The organism is Providencia sp. PROV255, from assembly GCF_028478065.1.
GTDB classification, from domain to species: Bacteria; Pseudomonadota; Gammaproteobacteria; order Enterobacterales; family Enterobacteriaceae; genus Providencia; species Providencia rettgeri.
Genome location: NZ_JAMPMI010000018.1, coordinates 116,574 through 136,226, shown reverse-complemented (window position 1 = coordinate 136,226; position 19,653 = coordinate 116,574). Strand labels below are relative to the sequence as shown.

23 protein-coding genes are annotated in these 19,653 nt (G+C 41.3%); 5 read left to right on the top strand and 18 right to left on the bottom strand.

Annotated elements, in window-relative coordinates; genetic code table 11:
- Positions 1 to 252 precede the first annotated feature (252 nt).
- From PR725_RS16660 to PR725_RS16645, 4 genes are all read left to right on the top strand, one after another.
- A complete protein-coding gene (locus PR725_RS16660; protein ID WP_004909751.1) occupies positions 253 to 1,671 on the top strand; it encodes an NAD(P)/FAD-dependent oxidoreductase in 1,419 nt (472 codons plus the stop codon).
- Positions 1,672 to 1,782: 111 nt separating this feature from the next.
- Positions 1,783 to 1,971 carry a hypothetical protein gene (locus PR725_RS16655; protein ID WP_109911084.1) on the top strand — a complete coding sequence of 63 codons (189 nt, stop codon included), beginning with the start codon at positions 1,783 to 1,785 and terminating at the stop codon, positions 1,969 to 1,971.
- Positions 1,972 to 2,195: 224 nt separating this feature from the next.
- Positions 2,196 to 2,600, top strand: a complete 405-nt coding sequence (locus tag PR725_RS16650; RefSeq protein WP_210835169.1) for an acyl-CoA thioesterase — start codon at positions 2,196 to 2,198, stop codon at positions 2,598 to 2,600.
- Between the two features lie 404 nt (positions 2,601 to 3,004).
- Positions 3,005 to 3,217: a helix-turn-helix domain-containing protein gene (locus PR725_RS16645; protein ID WP_238564212.1), complete on the top strand. Its 213-nt coding sequence runs from the start codon at positions 3,005 to 3,007 to the stop codon at positions 3,215 to 3,217.
- 33 nt (positions 3,218 to 3,250) lie between these two features.
- Here PR725_RS16645 and PR725_RS16640 read toward each other — a convergent pair whose 3' ends face one another.
- The 14 genes from PR725_RS16640 to PR725_RS16575 form a co-directional block, all read right to left on the bottom strand.
- Positions 3,251 to 3,520 (bottom strand): helix-turn-helix domain-containing protein, encoded by a 270-nt coding sequence (locus PR725_RS16640; RefSeq protein WP_238564213.1) that lies wholly within the window; start codon positions 3,518 to 3,520, stop codon positions 3,251 to 3,253.
- A 189-nt stretch (positions 3,521 to 3,709) separates the two neighbouring features.
- Positions 3,710 to 5,191, bottom strand: coding sequence for a phage tail fiber protein (locus tag PR725_RS16635; protein ID WP_272569880.1), 1,482 nt, complete (start codon positions 5,189 to 5,191; stop codon positions 3,710 to 3,712).
- Between the two features lie 73 nt (positions 5,192 to 5,264).
- On the bottom strand, positions 5,265 to 6,275 hold the full coding sequence (locus PR725_RS16630; protein ID WP_238564215.1) for a DUF6453 family protein: 1,011 nt from the start codon (positions 6,273 to 6,275) through the stop codon (positions 5,265 to 5,267).
- Positions 6,265 to 10,605, bottom strand: coding sequence for a TipJ family phage tail tip protein (gene gpJ / locus PR725_RS16625; RefSeq protein ID WP_272569879.1), 4,341 nt, complete (start codon positions 10,603 to 10,605; stop codon positions 6,265 to 6,267). Before gpJ ends, PR725_RS16630 begins: the two co-directional genes overlap by 11 nt.
- A gap of 59 nt (positions 10,606 to 10,664) precedes the next feature.
- Positions 10,665 to 11,261, bottom strand: coding sequence for a tail assembly protein (locus PR725_RS16620; protein ID WP_196719286.1), 597 nt, complete (start codon positions 11,259 to 11,261; stop codon positions 10,665 to 10,667).
- Positions 11,258 to 11,968, bottom strand: a complete 711-nt coding sequence (locus PR725_RS16615; RefSeq protein WP_238563013.1) for a C40 family peptidase — start codon at positions 11,966 to 11,968, stop codon at positions 11,258 to 11,260. Before PR725_RS16615 ends, PR725_RS16620 begins: the two co-directional genes overlap by 4 nt.
- Complete coding sequence (locus tag PR725_RS16610; protein WP_238564217.1) at positions 11,965 to 12,708, bottom strand: phage minor tail protein L; 744 nt, start codon at positions 12,706 to 12,708, stop codon at positions 11,965 to 11,967. Before PR725_RS16610 ends, PR725_RS16615 begins: the two co-directional genes overlap by 4 nt.
- Positions 12,705 to 13,046, bottom strand: coding sequence for a phage tail protein (locus tag PR725_RS16605; protein WP_238564218.1), 342 nt, complete (start codon positions 13,044 to 13,046; stop codon positions 12,705 to 12,707). Before PR725_RS16605 ends, PR725_RS16610 begins: the two co-directional genes overlap by 4 nt.
- Positions 13,047 to 13,090: 44 nt before the next feature.
- Positions 13,091 to 14,530 carry a phage tail tape measure protein gene (locus PR725_RS16600; protein ID WP_272569874.1) on the bottom strand — a complete coding sequence of 480 codons (1,440 nt, stop codon included), beginning with the start codon at positions 14,528 to 14,530 and terminating at the stop codon, positions 13,091 to 13,093.
- A 122-nt stretch (positions 14,531 to 14,652) separates the two neighbouring features.
- On the bottom strand, positions 14,653 to 15,399 hold the full coding sequence (locus tag PR725_RS16595) for a hypothetical protein (protein ID WP_272569872.1): 747 nt from the start codon (positions 15,397 to 15,399) through the stop codon (positions 14,653 to 14,655).
- A gap of 60 nt (positions 15,400 to 15,459) precedes the next feature.
- Complete coding sequence (locus PR725_RS16590; RefSeq protein ID WP_238564220.1) at positions 15,460 to 15,924, bottom strand: hypothetical protein; 465 nt, start codon at positions 15,922 to 15,924, stop codon at positions 15,460 to 15,462.
- Between the two features lie 311 nt (positions 15,925 to 16,235).
- Positions 16,236 to 16,694 carry a hypothetical protein gene (locus tag PR725_RS16585; protein WP_213637199.1) on the bottom strand — a complete coding sequence of 153 codons (459 nt, stop codon included), beginning with the start codon at positions 16,692 to 16,694 and terminating at the stop codon, positions 16,236 to 16,238.
- Positions 16,691 to 17,290, bottom strand: coding sequence for a toxin-antitoxin system HicB family antitoxin (locus PR725_RS16580; RefSeq protein ID WP_213637198.1), 600 nt, complete (start codon positions 17,288 to 17,290; stop codon positions 16,691 to 16,693). Before PR725_RS16580 ends, PR725_RS16585 begins: the two co-directional genes overlap by 4 nt.
- Positions 17,280 to 17,579, bottom strand: coding sequence for a hypothetical protein (locus PR725_RS16575; RefSeq protein ID WP_213637197.1), 300 nt, complete (start codon positions 17,577 to 17,579; stop codon positions 17,280 to 17,282). Before PR725_RS16575 ends, PR725_RS16580 begins: the two co-directional genes overlap by 11 nt.
- Before the next feature lie 298 nt (positions 17,580 to 17,877).
- Here PR725_RS16575 and PR725_RS16570 point away from each other — a divergent pair, with 298 nt between their 5' ends.
- On the top strand, positions 17,878 to 18,093 hold the full coding sequence (locus PR725_RS16570) for a hypothetical protein (RefSeq protein WP_238564221.1): 216 nt from the start codon (positions 17,878 to 17,880) through the stop codon (positions 18,091 to 18,093).
- A 27-nt stretch (positions 18,094 to 18,120) separates the two neighbouring features.
- Here PR725_RS16570 and PR725_RS16565 read toward each other — a convergent pair whose 3' ends face one another.
- From PR725_RS16565 to PR725_RS16550, 4 genes are read right to left on the bottom strand one after another with little or no spacing between them, the layout of a single operon-like run.
- Entirely contained in the window at positions 18,121 to 18,357 is a 237-nt protein-coding gene (locus tag PR725_RS16565; RefSeq protein ID WP_211888192.1) for a DUF1799 domain-containing protein, read from the bottom strand.
- A gap of 50 nt (positions 18,358 to 18,407) precedes the next feature.
- Positions 18,408 to 18,722: a phage tail assembly chaperone gene (locus tag PR725_RS16560; protein WP_272569867.1), complete on the bottom strand. Its 315-nt coding sequence runs from the start codon at positions 18,720 to 18,722 to the stop codon at positions 18,408 to 18,410.
- Positions 18,715 to 18,978 (bottom strand): Ig-like domain-containing protein, encoded by a 264-nt coding sequence (locus PR725_RS16555; RefSeq protein WP_272569886.1) that lies wholly within the window; start codon positions 18,976 to 18,978, stop codon positions 18,715 to 18,717. The genes PR725_RS16560 and PR725_RS16555 overlap by 8 nt, the downstream gene beginning before the upstream one ends.
- Positions 18,978 to 19,637: a phage tail tube protein gene (locus tag PR725_RS16550; protein ID WP_164528720.1), complete on the bottom strand. Its 660-nt coding sequence runs from the start codon at positions 19,635 to 19,637 to the stop codon at positions 18,978 to 18,980. The genes PR725_RS16555 and PR725_RS16550 overlap by 1 nt, the downstream gene beginning before the upstream one ends.
- Between the last annotated feature and the right edge of the window lie 16 nt (positions 19,638 to 19,653).

Sequence of the window (19,653 nt, the reverse complement as noted above, 5' to 3'; positions counted from 1 at the left end):
AGAATAAAAGCCATTTTTTCCTGCCTGTTTCTCCTACTTCAATTCCGCCAGCGCCATTATTTTTCTTGAAATATTGGCGCCCATTTCATATTAGAAAAAAATTTTTTTAACATTTAACTAAAAATTTTAATTCCAACTCAATTTAGTTTACAATCATAATCATTATTAAAGATATAATTACAATTATAAATATTTCTAATTGAAGCTTTGGTCAATAGTGAAAAACTCATTCGATATAAGGAACTTTATAAGATGGCTATTACTAGAAGAAAATTTTTGATTGGTGGTGGCGTTGTTGCCGTTGCTGCAGGGGCCGGAATTTTAACTCCAATGTTAACGCGTGAAGGTCGATTTGTTCCTGGTAAACCGCGACATGGTTTTGTCGCAGGAACAGAAGGTCCTCTACCACAGCAAGCTGACGTCGTTGTTATTGGTGCTGGAATTCTAGGAATTATGACAGCAATTGAGCTGGTTGGGCGCGGTTTAGATGTTGTTATTGTTGAAAAAGGTAATATTGCAGGCGAACAATCATCCCGCTTCTATGGCCAAGTCATCACTTATAAAATGCCAGATGAAACCTTCTTACTCCACCACTTAGGCAAACAACGTTGGAGAGAGATGAACGCGAAAGTCGGTGCAGATACAAGCTATCGTACTCAAGGGCGCGTTGAAGTACCGTTCGATGAAGAAGATCTTGTTAATGTTAGAGAATGGATTGATACTCGCAGTAAAAACGTCGGTTCAGATATTCCATTCAAAACACGCATCATTGAAGGCGCAGAACTCAACCAGCGCTTAAATGGTGCACAATCTAAATGGACTATCGCAGGTTTTGAAGAAGACTCCGGTAGCTTAGATGCTGAAATTGCGACCTTCGTCATGGCAGATTACGCGAAAAAATTAGGTATCAAAATTTACACTAACTGTGCTGCTAGAGGCTTAGAAACACAAGCAGGCGTTATTTCTGATGTCGTCACCGAGAAAGGGCCTATTAAAACCTCGCGTGTTGTTGTTGCAGGTGGTGTCTGGTCAAGACTGTTTATGCAAAACTTAGGCGTTGATGTCCCAACATTACCAGCTTATCAATCTCAGCAACTGATCACCGGTTCACCAACTGCGCCAGGTGGTAACGTTGCTTTACCAGGCAATATTTTCTTCCGTGAACAAGCGGATGGTACCTACGCAACATCTCCTCGCGTGATTGTTGCTCCGGTTGTTAAAGATTCCTTCGTCTATGGCTACAAATACATTCCACTGCTGTCGATGCCAGATTTCCCTGTCCATATTTCATTAAATGAACAGTTAATTAATTCATTTACTGAACCAACAAGCTGGAAAATGGATGAAGTTTCACCATTCGAAAAACACAGAAATATGACTGCATTACCTGACTTGCCTGAGCTGAATGCATCATTTGAAAAATTAAAAACAGAATTCCCTGCATTTAAGGATTCTAAATTGATTGACCAATGGAGTGGTGCTATGGCCATCGCACCAGATGAGCACCCAATCATTTCTCAAGTCAATGAATACCCAGGTCTAGTTATCAATACTGCGACAGGCTGGGGAATGACAGAAAGTCCTGTTTCTTCCGAGCTCACCGCTGACTTGTTATTAGGCAAAGAACCCTCACTGAATGTGAAACCATTTAGTCTATACAGATTTAGTTAATACTTGTTTGTAAAATTTGCTCACAAAAAACCCTTCAATATGAAGGGTTTTTTTATTACCTATTGTGGCTCTATTGCTTAATATTCGAAACTTAAATCAAATGGAGTGATTATGAATAAATCACTATTGGCAATAGCAATTTCACTGTTAAGTGCCACAGCTTTCGCTGAAAAAAGTTGCACCGTAGGGCAATTAGAGGACATGATTGCTGATAACAACAAACCACAAATTGCAGCCCCTGTTTTAGATGGTTCTATCGCAAAAGCTGTTCGTATGAGTGCAGAGTATTTAGATAATTAATTCCATGCCTCATTAGAATTTAAAAGCTCATAATTTGAACTCTGGGCCTTTAATATTCCCTCTTCTGATTTTAGCTACAGCTGACATTCTCAAAAATTTCCCTGCCGGAACGATTCACTTCACATTTATTGCTGAATTAGTTTGAAATGAGTATTACACTTAGCTTTTAACATTATTGCTTTTAACAATTACTAGCATACTAAGTAACAATTGTAAGGTAGACCATGAGTTCCATCGCTGACGATGTCATCACACAAAAAATTGAGCAATCCATTTCTCGCGTATCTAAAGTGGTATTTCCAACAACAACTAACCACCACAGCACCCTATTTGGCGGTACTGCTCTCGCTTGGATGGATGAAGTTTCTTTTATTACCGCAACACGTTTTAGCCGTAAGCGCCTTGTTACGGTCTCCACTGAAAAAATTAATTTTACTCATCCAATCCCTTCAGGAACCATTGTTGAGTTGGTGGGTAAAGTCATTCGAGTTGGAAGAACCAGTTTGACGGTCAATGTATCGATTTTTTTAGAAGATATGTATTCAGAAGGTCGTGAAGAAGTTATACATGGCCAGTTTAATTTTGTTGCAATTGATGACAATGGCAAACCTACCCCACTATTTGATTAATATACAATTTTGCACTTTTAATGAAGAAGAAAACTCACCAATGGACACACTGATGGACACAATAGTGTTTGATGTAATTGGGGGTAAATTTGACGTTGGGAGTAGAAATTTGGGGGTATGGTACAAAACCATAAAAGACCAGGAGCATCTAAAAAACACTATGATAGATATGATTATTTGAGAGAAAAACGTGAAATTCTCGACGCTTGGTATGAAAAGTTATCTTCGTTGTTTGATAAGTGATCTAAAATGCGCCAACTACTCGATCTGGCGCATTAGTTTTATAGCGCCCTTAGCTACGAACTACCTATTTAACTTTGTTTCATTTGAAGCCTGCACTATTTTTTGTAAAATACCCCTCACTCCAATTAACTTGTTCTGTAACTAGACTTATAGAGAAGGATATGAGAAATAAAGCTCTTGGTAGCTTCATAAAAAATAAGCGGTTAGCCAAAAACATTTCAACTAAAGAAGCAGCAAAAAGTCTGAACACCTCTGTAAAACAATATACACAGTATGAAAATGGTGAAATATCAATATATATAGATGACCTAATTCAAATCGCAGATATTGTTGATGTTAGTGCTCAAGAACTGTTTTATGAATATAGTAAATGAAGCCGCATTATTGCGGCTTTAATTTGATAACAACTATATATTCATATTGCTATCTGCTGATTCTTGAATGAATTCTTCATCTAACTGTTCAAAAAATTCTCTAACATCAACATTTAATACTTTTAACGCTGACATCAATGTATCTATGTCAATTTTATTTATCCCTCTTTCGTAACGGTACAATTGCTGCTCACTCTTGCAACCTATAAGTTGAGCGAACTGAAAACACTTATAACCAGACCCTATCCTTAACTTTTTAATTTTTTTCCCAATTAATACCGTATATGTATTTTTAGCAATCATTCATGCGGCTCCATTCATGTAATGCTCTTACTACAAGCAAGATTGGTTTAATACCCCCTTTAATAAGTATATTAAAGGGGGCTTTTTTATTCACCGCATAATGATACGTTTTATTATTTACTTTAAGGCGGTATTATCTTTTTAACTCCATTATCAGGTTTTATACAATCGAATATAATATTGCTAAATTCATTCGACTTCCTGCTCTACCCTTTCGGCTTCCGCTGCTGCACGTTTAGCTTCTTCTTGCGCTAATCGCTCTGCTTCTAGCTTAGCGAGTCTCTCTGCTTCAGCTTGCTTTTGATTGTAGAGGGAGTTAGGTGGCATTTCGACACGCATGTCTATCCAGCGCGATTCAGGTATGTCACAAGGTTCGTAGTTTTCGAAGTAAACAGGCACGCCTTCTTCATCAAAGTGCTTAATGCGCTTGTTCTGGAAACGTTCTGGCATATCTGCGTTCTGTTGGTGGAAAACAAAAACTTCAATATCACCATCAGGCCTCACCTCGTAATCAATGAGAATCATGTTTTTACCGTTATGGTCTTGAGGAATGACAAAGCCGTTATTGATACCCCATGCACCATCTGCATTAAAGCCTACAACGCCTTTAATGAGGTAATGGCCAACACTAAGGTGCTCCATTTCAACACCTTCAGATTCGTCATTTAACTCAATGTCATCAGCAAAGAGCTTAACTATCGGTGATGCGGCTTTTAAGTTGCCGTTTGAATCTTTAGTTGTATTTCCTGTCGAGTAAAACTCAACCCAATCAGACATCACTGTATTCGAAGTTGGTGACTTCAAGAACAGCCTTGTATTCCAGTCTGGGGAGTGTAGAATTTTCGTTGACACCTGCGGATCACGACCAAAGAATATACCACCACCATATTGGCTTGGGGCTCCTATTGAGCCTGAATTATGATAGAAAAAACCAAATTGGCGTTTTTTTGCAACGGTAAAATCATTTTCGCTCATACCGTCATTAACTGAGCTTCCCCCCAAACCAAAATCACCAGCTCTAATTACTCTAACACCATTAAAGGTAAGATCTTTATTATCTGTAAGCATTAAAATTGAACCGGCTGCTTGGTTTGCCATAGACATAGTTTTGTCTTTTCCACCAAAGCCTACATATCCCATATTGTCGCTTTCATTTACATCTTTAAATCGTAAATATATGCCAGAATTGCTATCTGTCTTTCTTAATACTAGCACCTCACCTTTACCTGAAATTGCCCCACCCGATTTATCAAACTTCCCATCCAACTGCTTATCCATTTCTTTTGTTGTGCGTAGCTGTTGAGTCGTTTGGTCTGGCAATGTCACAGTGATAATGCCTTGTTCGGTCATCCAGCGCGTTAATATGTCGCTGAACTGCACGTTAGCCACTTGCATGGCCACTATCTTATTCATGGCATCGGAAGCAGAATGAACCATCGTCGTGAGAATGACGTACTGCGCCCCTGTTGCTGCGATTGGTAATGGGAAATTTAATGTGAGTTCAGTATCTGATTGAATCGAATGAATACTGTTATTGTAAACAGTGTTATTGATTTGAATCTGTATTGCTTGCTCTGCTGATACACGATTAATGTTATTGAGCCATTTGGTGCCGGTACCGACTAATTTAGTGCTATTTGCTGTTGTGGTAACTGTGCCCGTACTGTACATAGGATTCTCCGAAATTTAGACGTAAAAAAACCGCAATTAAGCGGCTTGTTCATATGGTTCATTAATTTAATGGTTAGAAATAATCATCTCGGTTTAAAACCAAAACATTACATTCCGAATAAAATTCACTACCTGTTCCTGATTTTTGGTCTCCCTGCACTCCTGCATATGATCCACTGGCTATACTGATTGCCCCATTCTGCATTTTTAATCCGGCATTCCATGCTCTTCGTCTACCCGTCGAACCAGTAAAAAATAACCCATATTGCCCCAGTGTCACCAAAGGTTTATCAATCGATTTCACGGCATTTCGCCCTAATTTGACGTAACTTGGCGTTTTGAGTGGTGGGTAGTAATTTGTCAGGACGGGTTCACCGAGATCATTAAATATAAACACTCCCCAATCATTGAGCTTTGCAGGTGGGCTAAATCCACCTTGCGTTATGACGATATCCATTTGAACTGATTGCCCATTTGTAATAACACGATTATTTACGTGGTCATACTCAACAACAGCGGAAGAGTGATCCCAATACGCTAGCACTGATTGTGAGCTCATATTGGGTAAATTACTGGGTAGTGTCATTGCGTTATTAACAACCCCGCTATAACTCCAGACAATAAACCCCAGCTTCGACTTATCAGTAATTTTTGAATAGTCCGTAGCATTATCAATCACAATACCGAAGTTGCCCTCCTGGTCATCCGCATCAAACATTTCGAAAATATGAATGGTTGCCGTTGGATCTCGGTAGCCCTCCCAGTCAGCATTATTGTTTGGATTTACATAGTTTACATACATATAAACAGTGACAATATCACCCGAAATAACAATATTCTTTATCACTGTAAACATGACCCAGCCATGCCCCGGTAACCATGCATTACAAGCCTTGTAGGGTATAGCGACTAGGGTTGAGTTTGGTGATTTATTTTCAATCCTAAACTGGACTGTATAGCTTTCTGTTTTTCTTGGGGGTTGACCTAAATTGAGGGTTTTTAGATATGTAAAATTTCGCGTTCCAGACAGTGAGTAGGGGTTTTTCACCCCTACCTCATTGAAAATATAAACATCATATTCCATAAAGCCGCCCTATCACTATTTTGGGTTTTCCTCCTGCATATACTGCAATTTGGTCATTTTTGATGGTCATTCGTGACCCTGAGTCATCACTACCATTGATTTCAATAGTGCCATTATTCATATCAATCCTTGTCCCTGTTTTACCTGCAGCATAGTTTTTGGAGCGCATATCCGTGCCCACAATGATTTTTTCAATTGTGGCCTTGTTGATAAACGCTTCATTGATAAATACTTGCCCATTCTCAACAAAGAAAACAGGCTCCAACTTGCCACTGGAAGGATTGAGAATACCAAACGTGTCCGCACTGAAACCAATTTGTGTGGTCACCTTTCCATTTTTGACGCTGGCACTCATCATCATTTGGGCTTCATAGTATTGCCCATTTACCATCACGGCGTTTTTAATGCCAAAAATCGAAGAGGCATTACCATTGTGATCAACTGATGTTTCAGCTCGTTTCTCAATTGCAGCCTTGTTATCACCTATTTCTGATTTAATGAGTTCGTTAACTTCCGCTTGTGACTTCTGGTTATCAGCGACAACCTTCTGTAATGAGTTGATACTTGAATTCATATCGCCATATTGAGCATCAAGTTGTTCCACTTTTTGCGCCAAGGCATGCGTTTCAGTCGCTATAACAGTTTCCACACGTCGAATAGAAGCTTTCACACTCAACACTTCTATGCCTTGAATATCATGCTGAACTTGCAGTTGACCAACCGCCTCAACGGTCGCCCCTTCAATATTGGCTACCGTTTGCTGTAGACTCGAAATTGAGGCTTCTGTTTCTTCGAAGCGGGATTCTGTTAAAGCTTTCTCCGTTGTCATTGCTTCATCAAGGCTTGTCGTCGTTTCTGATAGCTCATTGATGCGCGCTTTGGTTTCGTTGTATTGGCTCTGCTGAGTTTGCTTAACCTGTGTGACTGTTTTATCTAAATCAGCAATTGCACTCTTGTGCTCAGTCACAACGCTGCTAACTTCAGATAGCTCACGGCCTTGCTCCGTTAACTGACCTTGTAGCGCCTCATCGCCGAGGTTAATTTCAGCACGTAGCTGTTCCTCAGATTTTGCAATCGCTTCACCCTGTTGAGCCTGAACCTCCTTAATCGTAGTAATCGCGCCTTCTGCGTCATTGAAACGTGCATCAATTTGTACTTTATCTTCCGTTCGCGCTTCTGTTTCAGTGGCTAAGGCTGTCTCAGTACGGATAATGCGGGCACGCGAGACTAAGCTTTCATTATGCAGCGAAAGAAACTGCGCTTGAGTCTGCCCTATGGCCTCCACTAAGGCTTTGTTATCATCCGTTGTAACTTGCCCTAGGTGCGTTAGATACCCTCTCATTTCACCAAATTCAGCGGCAACAGATTGTTCTTGCTTCGCTTGTGCTTGCTTTAAGTCGACAGTTGCAGTTTCAACCGTAGTCACTCGCCCTTTAATGGTACCGACTTCCTCGTTGGTCTCACCTAAATCAGCACGAACTTGCCTAATATCCTCTGCAAAAGCTTCATTTGATTTTGCTAGCGCATTTTGAACATTCAGAACATCAGCAGCCGTATGCTCAAATTGAGCTGCAACTTCTTGCTGGTACTTTGCTTGAGATGTGGTGAAGTCAGCTTGAACTTGCTCTAACCGCTTAATTGACGCCTTACCTTTAGCGGATTCTTCCTTGAGCTCCCAGTAATTTTCAGTCGACATCTGGGTTACCGTCATCACGGCTTCATTAACCGCACCTAATTCGCGATCAATACTGATAACCTTCTGCCTAAAATCGTCACTATCAATTTTTAAATCAGTGAGATTGTTCTTGTTGAAGTCGATTTGCTCCTGCATTTGCTGGCCAGCTTCGGTGCTGAGGAACTTGTCGCCAACCGCGTCCAAAATACCCTCAACATCTGTTGATGATTCCCCTAAAACAAAGCTTGTCCATTCCGATTGATTACCGCTCTTATCCACCAGCCTTGCACGAAAATAGAAGCGCACACCCGCTTTAAGGCCAGACATACGATAGGATTTCAGGGGATAAGGTACATCCGCCAGCAACTGCATAGATTCCGCGGTATTTTCAGGTGAATACTGCAGCTCTGTTTTAAGAGAATCACTGGTATTTGCATCAAAACCCCAATCCAATGTAATGCCCCAAACCTCTGAGGTCGCCCGCAAGTTAAGTGGCGCTGGTGGATTACCTTCTTTACCGTTGAGTTGGGCTTCTTCCGCACTGGTCCACACGCTGGAAATTTCAGATGCATTAATTGCACGTACGCGAACTTGATAACGCCCGGCATAAATACCATTAACTTCAAAACCCAGCGTTGATGTACGCGGGGCATTTATCCAGTTACCATTATCTCTACGCCACTCGGCTTCATACGCAATCGCACTCTCAGCGGCTTCCCAATCAACACGCAATGTGGTGAATGCAATACCTTGTTCTACTTGTGAATAGGAGGAAATGCGCACGTTTTTCGGTGCTGGCTGCACATTGGGCGGAATAACTGTAATTGGCCGTTCATCAATACGCGCACCTGAGTCAATATGGTCATAGTTGTCAGGGTTATGAATGGTACCGTTAATGGTGTAGGTATTATCACCATTATCGCTGATGTTAATCACTCGATACAGTTGAACGGCTAAGTCGTCAGAGTCCACTACCCACACAGCTTCTTTTTGGGGTACTTGTGAATACTCAACAGAAACCGTCACCACCTTTTTATTTACGGCTGTAACTGTTCGCCCCTCTGAACCGCCATTGGGTAAGTTTACAATTAAGCGATCGCCGGCTTTAATTGAGGTGGTTCTATCGAGGGTAATTTTACGCCCCTCTACGGATGAAATACGACCACCCGTATTGCGACCCGCAAGTGATGAGTCAGCAACCGCAATAATATGACCAGGAGAAGGTATTGCGCCCTCTAACCCCGTTGCAAAGGAAATCATGCGGTCATTGGCATTGGTTAATAATGCCCAGCGTCCACGGCGATTTGCTTCGCTTCGACGGGTACACCCAATAGCGGATAACTCCACCTTACGCACAGTCTTGTAACGTCGCTGAAGCTTTAAATCGACTACGGGCTCAATATCATCATTGCTGTGGTTATTAATATCCGTAAAAGAAACCAGTGCTTGTGTATAGCGATTCTGAGTACTGCCACCTGAATAAGAGGGTTTACCGCCCACAATATTCGCATTGGTAAAAGTACGGAAAATACTGGCAGGCATATCAGCAACCGCTTTGACTTTATTGTCTGCCCAGAACGTCATGCCACGAAAAATCGCCGCAATATCACGCAGGACGGTATAAGCCGACTCTTGCGATTGAATATACACATCACACAAGAAACGGGGCTCTTTACCGTCACCGCCATGTCCATCTGGGACTAATTCGTCACAATATTGTGCAATTTTATACAAATCCCATTTATCAATTTGTGACGCTTTGATACGGTCACCACAGCCGTAACGGTTATTTAATACTAAGTCATAAAATACCCAAGCTGGGTTATTAGTTGCGGACAGTTTAAACGTTCCATCCCACACCCCCGAATAGGTCCGATTAATGGGGTCATAATTTGTTGGTACCTTAATCAACAAGCCCCCTTGTGGGCGCACACTGACTTTAGGAATGCGGTTATTAAATTGACGGGCATTAAAGGTAATAAATAACAGGGCTGTATTTGGGTACCGCAATTTGGCGTCAATCACTTCCGCAATCGCAGCAATATTAATCCGATCCGCAATGCGTGCATTATTCTGGTTTTTCGTTAAACGACGAACACGGACTTGCCAACCTGTAGAAGCCTTCGGTAAATCAATACGGTGTGTTCTTGGGTACTCGCTGGTGGTCTTACCGTCAAAGGCGGATTTAACCACGTCTTTATAGCCAGCCCCATCAGTGGAAAGCTCAATGACATAATCAACACGATAACCTGTGGTGTCGCCGTTATCGTGCTGCTGGAGAAATTGAGGCACAGACAAGCGAATGCGGATCGCCGATAACTGGGTGTTATTGACCGTTCTTACATATGGCTGGTCGTCTTTTAACTCCATTCCCACCGCAATTTCATTATCAACAGAAGGGATACCTTGAATATATTCCTGATGTTCACTACCGGCACGAAATTCCCACGTCACACCGTCAAAGTTTTTAGAACCATCAGCATTACCGATTGGGGTATCATCAAGAAAAATACACGTATCATCTAACCCACCAGCAATTTCACCTTCAGAAATAGCAAGCAGTAACTTTGCCGTTGATTCTGCTAATAGGCTGTCTTTTTGCTCTACGGGTGTCCGAGGTTTGGAACTCCCACCTTTCGCGCCTTGAATTCTCATATTTCACCCATAAAAAAACGGCAATTAAGCCGCTATTTAACATAGAAAGTTGATGTAGTTTATTGCTGATCTTCGGTGTATATCCCTGCAGAGATAATTGCGCCACCGATTTCGCGTCGGTCTAGCCCATAAAATAACGGTACTGGATTGCCTTGGGCTGTGGTATTGACTGCGCCACCAAAGGCATACGATGGTTTATTATCCGCGTCTTGGCGTATAGATAAACCACGCGGTTGTGGGGACAGCATCTGAACGACACCACCAATTGCCATTGCAGCTCCACCTAGCATTAAAGCGCTATTGGTGGTAGCTGACATAGCTAAAAATGCAGGGTTCCAGACCGCAAGCCCAATCATAGCGATACCCAGTACTGTTTGGAAAAATCCCCCGCGCTTACTCCCTTTTATTACCGGTGCAATGCGAATTTCTTCGCTGGTATCTAAATTCAGCTCATCTTCGCTGATATTGCGCTTACCTTTAAATACCGCGAACACCAACCCTTTAAGGTGTGCATTTGCAAGGAATTGCTCAAAGCCTTCATAGAGCACTGATAAGGCTTTGATTGCTTCACGAGGAGAGTTAATCGCTAATTTATGCTCCCGTCCAAACAACGTACCGAGTTGGCCATACAGCCGAATAGTTTTGAGCTCATTCATACCAATTCTTTCCTCCGAACAATTTTAACCGTTCGATCCCGCCAATAATCGCTGTAGGGAACAAGTCGACTCAGTTGGCCATATAGATGATGAAGTAACATGCCGTCGGCTATTACCCCCGCATGGTTGGGAACATCGGCTTGCACTTGCATAATCACCATGTCACCTTCTTTAGGCTCACCAGTAACGTCGACAAACCCCGCTTTCTGGTAATTATCCATATACAGGTTTTCACCTTCTTCCCACCAGTGCCTATCGACGCTGTAGTTATACAGCTCAATACCGTGTTTTTGTCGGTAGTAATCCATAATTAAAGACCAACAATCTGCATGGCCCAGCACAAAGGGACGCCCTTCCAACTCGCGTTCTACTCGAGGCTGAATGAGTCTAACATCCCCTTCTGGCCATGATGCAATAACCCACGGCAACCCCGTTGCATCACACTGTAATTTATCGATTTCGCTCGGTTGAGTCGTAGCGCCATCCCCGCAATGGCTGTGTACAATTGCAATAGGCCCCCCCCAATCTTCAGCAATGGCATAGTCTTCGGATGAAAGTTCAAAATGTTCGTTGGGATTATCGGAAAGGTTACTGCAGGGGAAGTATTTTTTGACTCGGCTTTTTTGGCAAATAACACCACAGGCCTCTTTGGGATATTCCAACTTAACATGCTGAAATATCGCCTCGGTTAATTTCTTTGTGATCATCGTATTAATCCTGCTGCTGGGAACCCTCCAAAGTCCAAAGGTTCATTTTCGCCAAAACGTTTTTTACAATCGTTAATGAGCCCTCCACATTTATCTAATGCGGGATCCTCAACAGGCTCTCCCCGTTCATCGAAATATTTATTCCCCGTATAGTTACACCCTCGACCACTACGATAGTCACCTTTCATACACCAGAAACAGAGATTATGTATTTGTCGAACAGGTATCATCATCCCCTGCAAATCGAACGGGCTCGCTAATCTGAACTCAACTGAATCCCCAGCAACTTCGCTGGTTTTTTGTTCAATATAGTAAACCTGTGAAAAATGCTCATCGGGGTTAGCCGTTGGGTTTTCTTCAGTGTAATTTCGACTATCTAAATAATGCGAAAATGTTTCGTAAATCGTCACTTTCGCCTGTGCCATATCATCAAACTGCAAACAAAGCGAAGAGACCAACCCATCAATATTTGAAACTTTTAATAGGGGTTTGGTTGGACTTCCATCACTGTTTTTAGCAACACCTTTAATTTCATAAGCCCAAGCCGCATATTCGTTACCTTGCCACCAAATTGATTTGGGCCGTATATCATCGGTGATTGCTTCAAGCTCCGCCTCCGTGTGTGGTAAGTTATAAGCATGAAAACGAAGAATGGGACCGTCAAATTCGCTGCCATCGATTTCAACCAATTGAATGCGGTTGCCGGGTTCTAATTTTTGTACATCAGAAGTTATATTCATGTGCTAAACGCCTGTTCAAATGTTGCTGATATCGTAATAGTTCGACCACCAGCAGGTTTCATTGAAATAGAATCAGCTTTCACTCGATACAGTCCTTTCTCACCTAAAGGCGATATCCAGATAAAAGACGTTGTTGTGTGTTGTCGAATGAAAGTTAAAATAGGAATAACATCAACTTTTAGCCCTGTATAAGTAATGGGCCATGACTGCGATTCGGGGTTAATGCCATCCCCCGCAACCTGCTTATACCCGTCGCCAAACACCACCTCTCTTACTCGATGCCTAAACTCACCTACGGGTGAATCCTGAACCTGAGTTCGCCACTTAAATTCATCCATCACATATGCCTCAATAAAAAAGCCACCGTGCTGGTGGCTCTTAATTAATATCTGTTTCCTGTAATGGCTTTGACTATTTTATACAGATCGCCGCCTTCCTGCCCTTCACTGACCAAAAGCTGCTTAAGCTTACTTGTCAGGGATCTTTCAATAGAATTTAAGTCAATATTAGAAACAGTATTTTGTTGCTGCACTTGCCCCGCCTCAACATTAATACCGCCAAGATTAAGGTTAACATTAACGCCACCAGCGCCTTGCATTCCATACATACGCTGAACAGGTACATTCGCCATAGGATGATTGTTTCCAACGTATCCACCAGAAGCATAGCCCTTTTCAGCGCTTTTCATTAATGACATTAATGAGGTAATACCTAAACGACTTGTGGCTTCTTTTGTGAAAACAAACTCACCTTTATGGACAACGCCTGCAGGTTCGTACTTGTCACCTGCCCCCGTAAAACCACCACGCGCAAATCCCGGTTTAATCCCTAAGAAGTTACCAAAGCTAGTACCGCCAAATGCGGCTGTCATCGCCTTTAGTGCTGCAGCCTTTATCAGCATATCGGTAACCATCCGAGCAAACGAACGCCCAAAATCACCAAAATTAGCCTTGCCTGTCATAGCCCAATCCGTGAGAGAATTAGTCATTCCAACAAAAGCAAACTGCGAGGCTTGGGCGACTTTTCCATAAGTATTGGTTGCATCTTCTTCAAACTCCGCAAAGCCCTTTTTGATACCGTCACGCCAGTTTCCCCGAAGTTCATCTTCCTCACGGTAAAACTCTTCTAACTTGGCTTTTTGCTCGGGTGAATCCGCCTTTTCTAATGCGATATTACGCTGGTATTGTCTATCGGTTAATCCTGCGCTGCCTTTTAAAGCCTGAATACGATTCTCAATCTCTTTAATACGTTTAGATCTTTCCTCAAGCAGCTTGTTTTCGCGGTTTTGCTTTTCTAAAGCATCACCTTTTACTGCAAGTTCACGCTGTCCAGACAAAATAGACTCGCGTCTCATTAGCAGTGATTTTTCATCAGCCGTTAATTGACGCTCACCTTTTTTAACAATCCTATCCAAGATAGTGAATTGCGCCTCAGTAAGCATAAGTTGCTTTCGTTCATTACTCACAATGCGGTCACCCGTTTGTGAGAAATCACGAGCCACTTTTGTTTGCGCCTCGAGTGCTAAAAGCTGCTTTTGGAGATCTTCATCATGACGAGTACCCAAGTCAGGTCGAAAAGATGAGCCTTTAGGTACTTTTTTGTCTTTATTTCGTTCCTGAATCCCCCTCCTAGCAGCCTCTATATCTTCTTGAGTAAAAAGAGACGCTCGACCTTCTTTCGCATCACGTTTATTTTCTAGGATTAGTCGATTAAGCTCTTTTTCTTCCTCATTGCGGCGCTGAGCAGCTGTTTGGCCTTGCCTAACTTTAGCGTTGAAAAGCTCTTGGTTCTTAATCGCCCTTTCTTCATCTTGTCGAGCCAATCGCTCACGCTCAACTTTTAGCCCATCTGCTGCCCACGCTTTGTCAATAAGTTCGTAGGCTTGTGTTTTGAGTTCAACTTCACGCTCAGCATTAGCTAAACGTTCAGCATCTTGTTTTGTATTTACATTGTTTCCCTCATCCCCATTTGAGCGGCTTTGTACGACAACATTTCAGTTTTACTAGCGCCATACAGAAAAACTTGCTCATGCATTTTTCGTAGAAAGGAATCCTTTAGTACAGAAAGCTCTTTTTCAGCGACAGATAATCCACTGGTACGATTAGTGATATCTTCAAGTAATGCCTGATACCGCTCGGTATCAATGTTGCCTTTTTGGTATACTTGGGTCAGATTTTCTCTTATTGCGGTCAGTTTTGCTGTAGAACCCGATACTTTTTCAATGCTTTCAATTTGCCTCGCGAACGAATCAGCAACTTTTGTATTCCCGGTTTCGGTCTCTCTGACTGCTTTTTTAATCTGATTTTCCAGTATGGCAAAATGTACTCCGCTAATTCTTCCACTTTCATACTGGCTATTCAGTTTTTTTAGGATTTCTGCAAATTGATTGCTCGCATCACCCGCTTTCTTTATGGATAGAATCTGGTCTCGTAGTGATGAGGCATTTTCCTTATACTTCGCATTCATAGCCTCAACAGCTACAACAGTTTCCTTTTGCCTTTGGGTTAACTCGGAAATAGAACGGGCTGCCGCTTTATGTGCGGGTTCAGATTGTTTAAATGTACTATTTAACTCATCAACAGATTGATCAGTCCTGCTGGCGGCTTGTTGTAAATCATTTAGCGCTTTAGAACCTTTTTCGAGTTCGCTAGTGCTGACTTTAAATGAAATACCGGCTATTTCTTGTGTCATAACTTTCCTCGGGTACAAAAAAACCACCCGAAGGTGGTTATATGTGACTGTGGATGATTGTTACATCAACCATTTCAGTTTATTGGGTTCATACTTAAATTGCATCATGCCTTTACCTAAAATAGGGAGCTCTATATATAGGATTTTTGCGCCAGATAATTCTGTTGCAAAATTACGCATTCCAATAACAAATCCCAAAAGATGGTTTGTTTTATCGAGCTCAAATAATAGCTCTTTAATTTCGCCGCTATCAGCTTTCATTAGGCCAGAACAGATATCCCCTACTTTGCAATCAAATTCAGCGCCATTACCATTTAGGGAAAAATGAAAATTATATGCTTCTTTATTGTTATAGCCTTCCGCTATTAACGTTATTGCTACACCTTCATTATCTTTCTCTGGTGCTAAGCTTGCAAAGTACTGAGTAGTTCCTCGCATTTCATCAACTTTCTCCGAATACTTCCAGTCAGCAACAGCCCCAAATCCAACAGAGCAAAGTAAAAGCCCTAATAATAGTTTTTTCATCCCAGCCTCGTCATTTAGTTTTCACCGATCTAGTATGATGTGAATTCCCAGCAAAGTAAAAAAGCACAACACTAAATTGGAACTCAATCATCGGTTTTTTTATGGCTTCTAAAGTGCTTTTCCCTATGACGAATTCTAAAAATAATACTGAAAGACAAAATTCCAATACCCATTAATAGAATCCCAATGATGATTAAAACTAAACCTAATGTCTTCATGTTACCCATGCACTCAATCAGCATCAGCTAAACATAAATTCCACCAGCTGGTGGAAACGAAAATTAGAGTAATAAAAAACCCACCGAAGTGGGTTAGTTAGCTTCCTCATCATCCCTTTTTAATTGGGATAATGAAAGTGGCATCCTAAAATTACCTATACCAATAGACGACACAGACATTAGAACCCTACGCCTGAAGTCTAGGTAGGTAATATTAGAGCAATACTCATTTATATCCTGCTCTGATAATTTATCGAACTCGTCGCGGTCGACTATCTTGAAGAAATAATCTACTGCTAAATCTATCGAAAAATCAAATTCATAATTTTCTGGGTCTATCTCAGAAAGCTCATCAATTGGCTTATTTATCCCCTTAACATCACACATAAACGTGAGCTTGCACTCATCTTTATCCATAGTATTTTCAGAGATAACACTTTGAATGTTAAACCCTAGAGCTACATTTTCATCTGCATTGTCATCTCTTTGAAAATTGATGTTGTTAGTATGAGTTGAGACAAACTTCAACTCTAATATTTGAACTATACTCATCTGACAACTCCTGATATAAAATGCATTCTCTTAGCAAGCCCTCGAATCTCTTCTTCAACCTCTTCGCTTTCATCACGGTTATTAAATGTGGCTACAGCCATTCGTCTGCTTCTAGTCATCAGGTGAGCCTCATCTGCCGATAGAAAATAGTTTTTTCTAGAGACATGCGCTTTGCTATATGTATTTTCAGATATCATTTGATTCAATTTTTCAATCTGACTATGCAAACTAGCTGTAGCATTATGTGATGATATACAACTTAACAGATATGAATTTAAACTAACTCCATTTTCTTCTGCTAGCTTTATTGATTGACGGTGAACACTCTTTGGTAATCTTAGGGTAACCCTTCCACTAACATCCTGAAGATCATTGTCTACCAATGGTTCAGGGAATGGTATTCCTTGCTCTGAGCACAGCTCATATGCAGCCTGAATCGCATTTATAGCCAATTCTCTAACAAATTCAAATGAGTCTCCATATTCAGCTAAATCAGGCAACTCTATAACTTTAGCTACAAATAGTGACTCCCCATACTCAACTATTTTCTTTATTGAAATAGTATATTTTTCTGGATCAAAATCTCTATTTTTCATTAATAGCCTCTAATTCTTCTTTGTACTTATTGAGTAAAGAGATGGTTTTTTGGACGTATTGAAATTTCATTTCTCTTTTCGGCTTATGTCCACAATCTATTGAGTGAGTGGTAAACCCACTGATTTCACTTAACTCTTTATGCGTAAAAACTCTATGACCTGGAGTTTTACTGTCTTTAAAAGTAAAACCTATGCTTTGTAATATAATAAGCAGTCCAGCTGAGCCTTCACAGGACACTGCTTTCTTTCTTCTGTTTAAATCTTCAATTATCTCTTGTATTTTTGACATAGTATATGACATCACCAGTAGTGTCACTATCAAAAAAATGCGACTATTTATTAAATTTTATATACCGCTATCAAAAATAACACTGATATTGGCATGTCCATAAGTTGTTTTATAATAATATCAATATTGCTTAAGGATGGTCATCTGGTAATTTGATCAGTGATATACCACAAAACCACTATGATATACATACACAACAACACCTATTTTTTGCCAGTAGCTTTCCTATTATTACTTCGTTTATCTTTTATAAAGTAGACTGCTAAACTTACACGAGCCAATCTATGCAAAAGAAAATATGAAATATACATTATTATTACTGACAACAATTATTATGGCTGGATGCCAAGGAAAAAGTTATTCAGAATTAACGCCGGCAGAAAAAGCAGAAGTCAGAGCAGCTCATGATAAAAACGCTAAAGCATCTAGAAAATGCAATCGAGTAGAAAACCAATCTAAACGTACTGACTGCTTTCTTGATAGAAACGATGAGGGCTTTAACAGACTGTACTAACCTGAGATATACTAGGGCATTGCTGCCCTATTTTTTATGGATCAATTCTAAAGCTTTTGACTCCATCAGTTGAATATCTTTCATCACGGTTGCCAGATCACAAATACCATAAGCACTGGCCAGCATGGGGATAACGGTATAATCAATCCCAGTAGGACCGTCCATACTGACCCGCCATTGTGTTGATAGCGCTTGGAATAACGTGACTGAAGCTTCAATATCTGGGGTAACCTCAATGTCATCATCATCAAGATCCCCCAGCAAATCTAATTCAATCGCTGACAGTGGCTTACTGTAAAGTGCCTGCGCAACCGCTAGGAGTTTTTTTCCCGAATACCTAAGAGCGCTTGGCGATAGGAAGTAAAAATTTCGAAAGCTGCCCCCGGGTAGTTATCGAAAAATTCTGCCACATTATCGTGGTTAAACTCGCGATCTTTAAATTCCCACCCTTTCGCAATTTGAAGCAAGAATCCTGTATCGGTTAGATCGTCAGCTTTCCCCATCTCATCCAGTTCACTCATTTTTTTGTGAACGAATACAAACGGTAAATCACCTTGTTTACCGTCAGGTGTTGTGATTTTGACGGTGTGTTCAAATGTTGGTGTAGGGTTATAGGTTAACTTAGCCATTATTCGCCTTTTCATTAATCGTAATAACTGAATTGACTGTCACACAGTCAACAGTGGCAGTAATAGTCACTTTGCCCGCGGCTTTCAGTGTGACTTTACCTGTGGTATTCACAGTCGCTTTTGCGGTATCAGAGCTCTTCCATGTCGCATTCTGATTGGATGCATTAGCAGGTGTTAAGGTGAGGCTGAGTAAAATCGCCTCTCCCACAACACCTGTGGCAACCGGTTTATCAATTGTGAGCTCAGATACCGGGATTACTTTGCGTGGGCGTAAACAGACTGTTTAGAACGCAAAGAGAAGCGAACAGTCGTTGTTTCAATTTCGTTCACCGCCGTATCAGGGATTTCTTTATACGAGGTCGATGCCAAATAATAGCGATCTTGCTCGGCGCGTTTATTATAAAAACGCACAGCCACCAGCGATTTACTTTCATCATAATCCAGCAATAAGGCATGATGTTTAGCATCGGCGTTATAAGCTAATGTGTAAGTAATGATGTACGGGTTCTTAAAGGTATCAAGGCTGATTGCCTGATCATCCTCAAGAAACTGAATGCTGGTGGACTGCTGGTCGCCCCCTTCAATGCCCACCGTCGTCACACGCTTGATTTGCGTCCAACCCGTGACCTTCTTGATAGTACCTATTGCTTCTTCTGCTGGATATTTAGATTTATCCGTACTGTCAAAGCCTTCAATGGTGATATTGCTGGCTGCAACCGTTTTAACCCGTTTAGGGCCATTTAAATTACTCCAGCTGTCACTGATGATCACAACATCACCCGCTTTAATATCGCCCGCGCTTGCAACAGTAAGAACAACCTCACTGGCATTCGATGCGGCAGTAATCGCGATTGCTTCACCATATCCACTGGACACCGAAACAGTAGAACCATTAGGAATGCTATATTCCGCCATAATGAACCTCTTTATT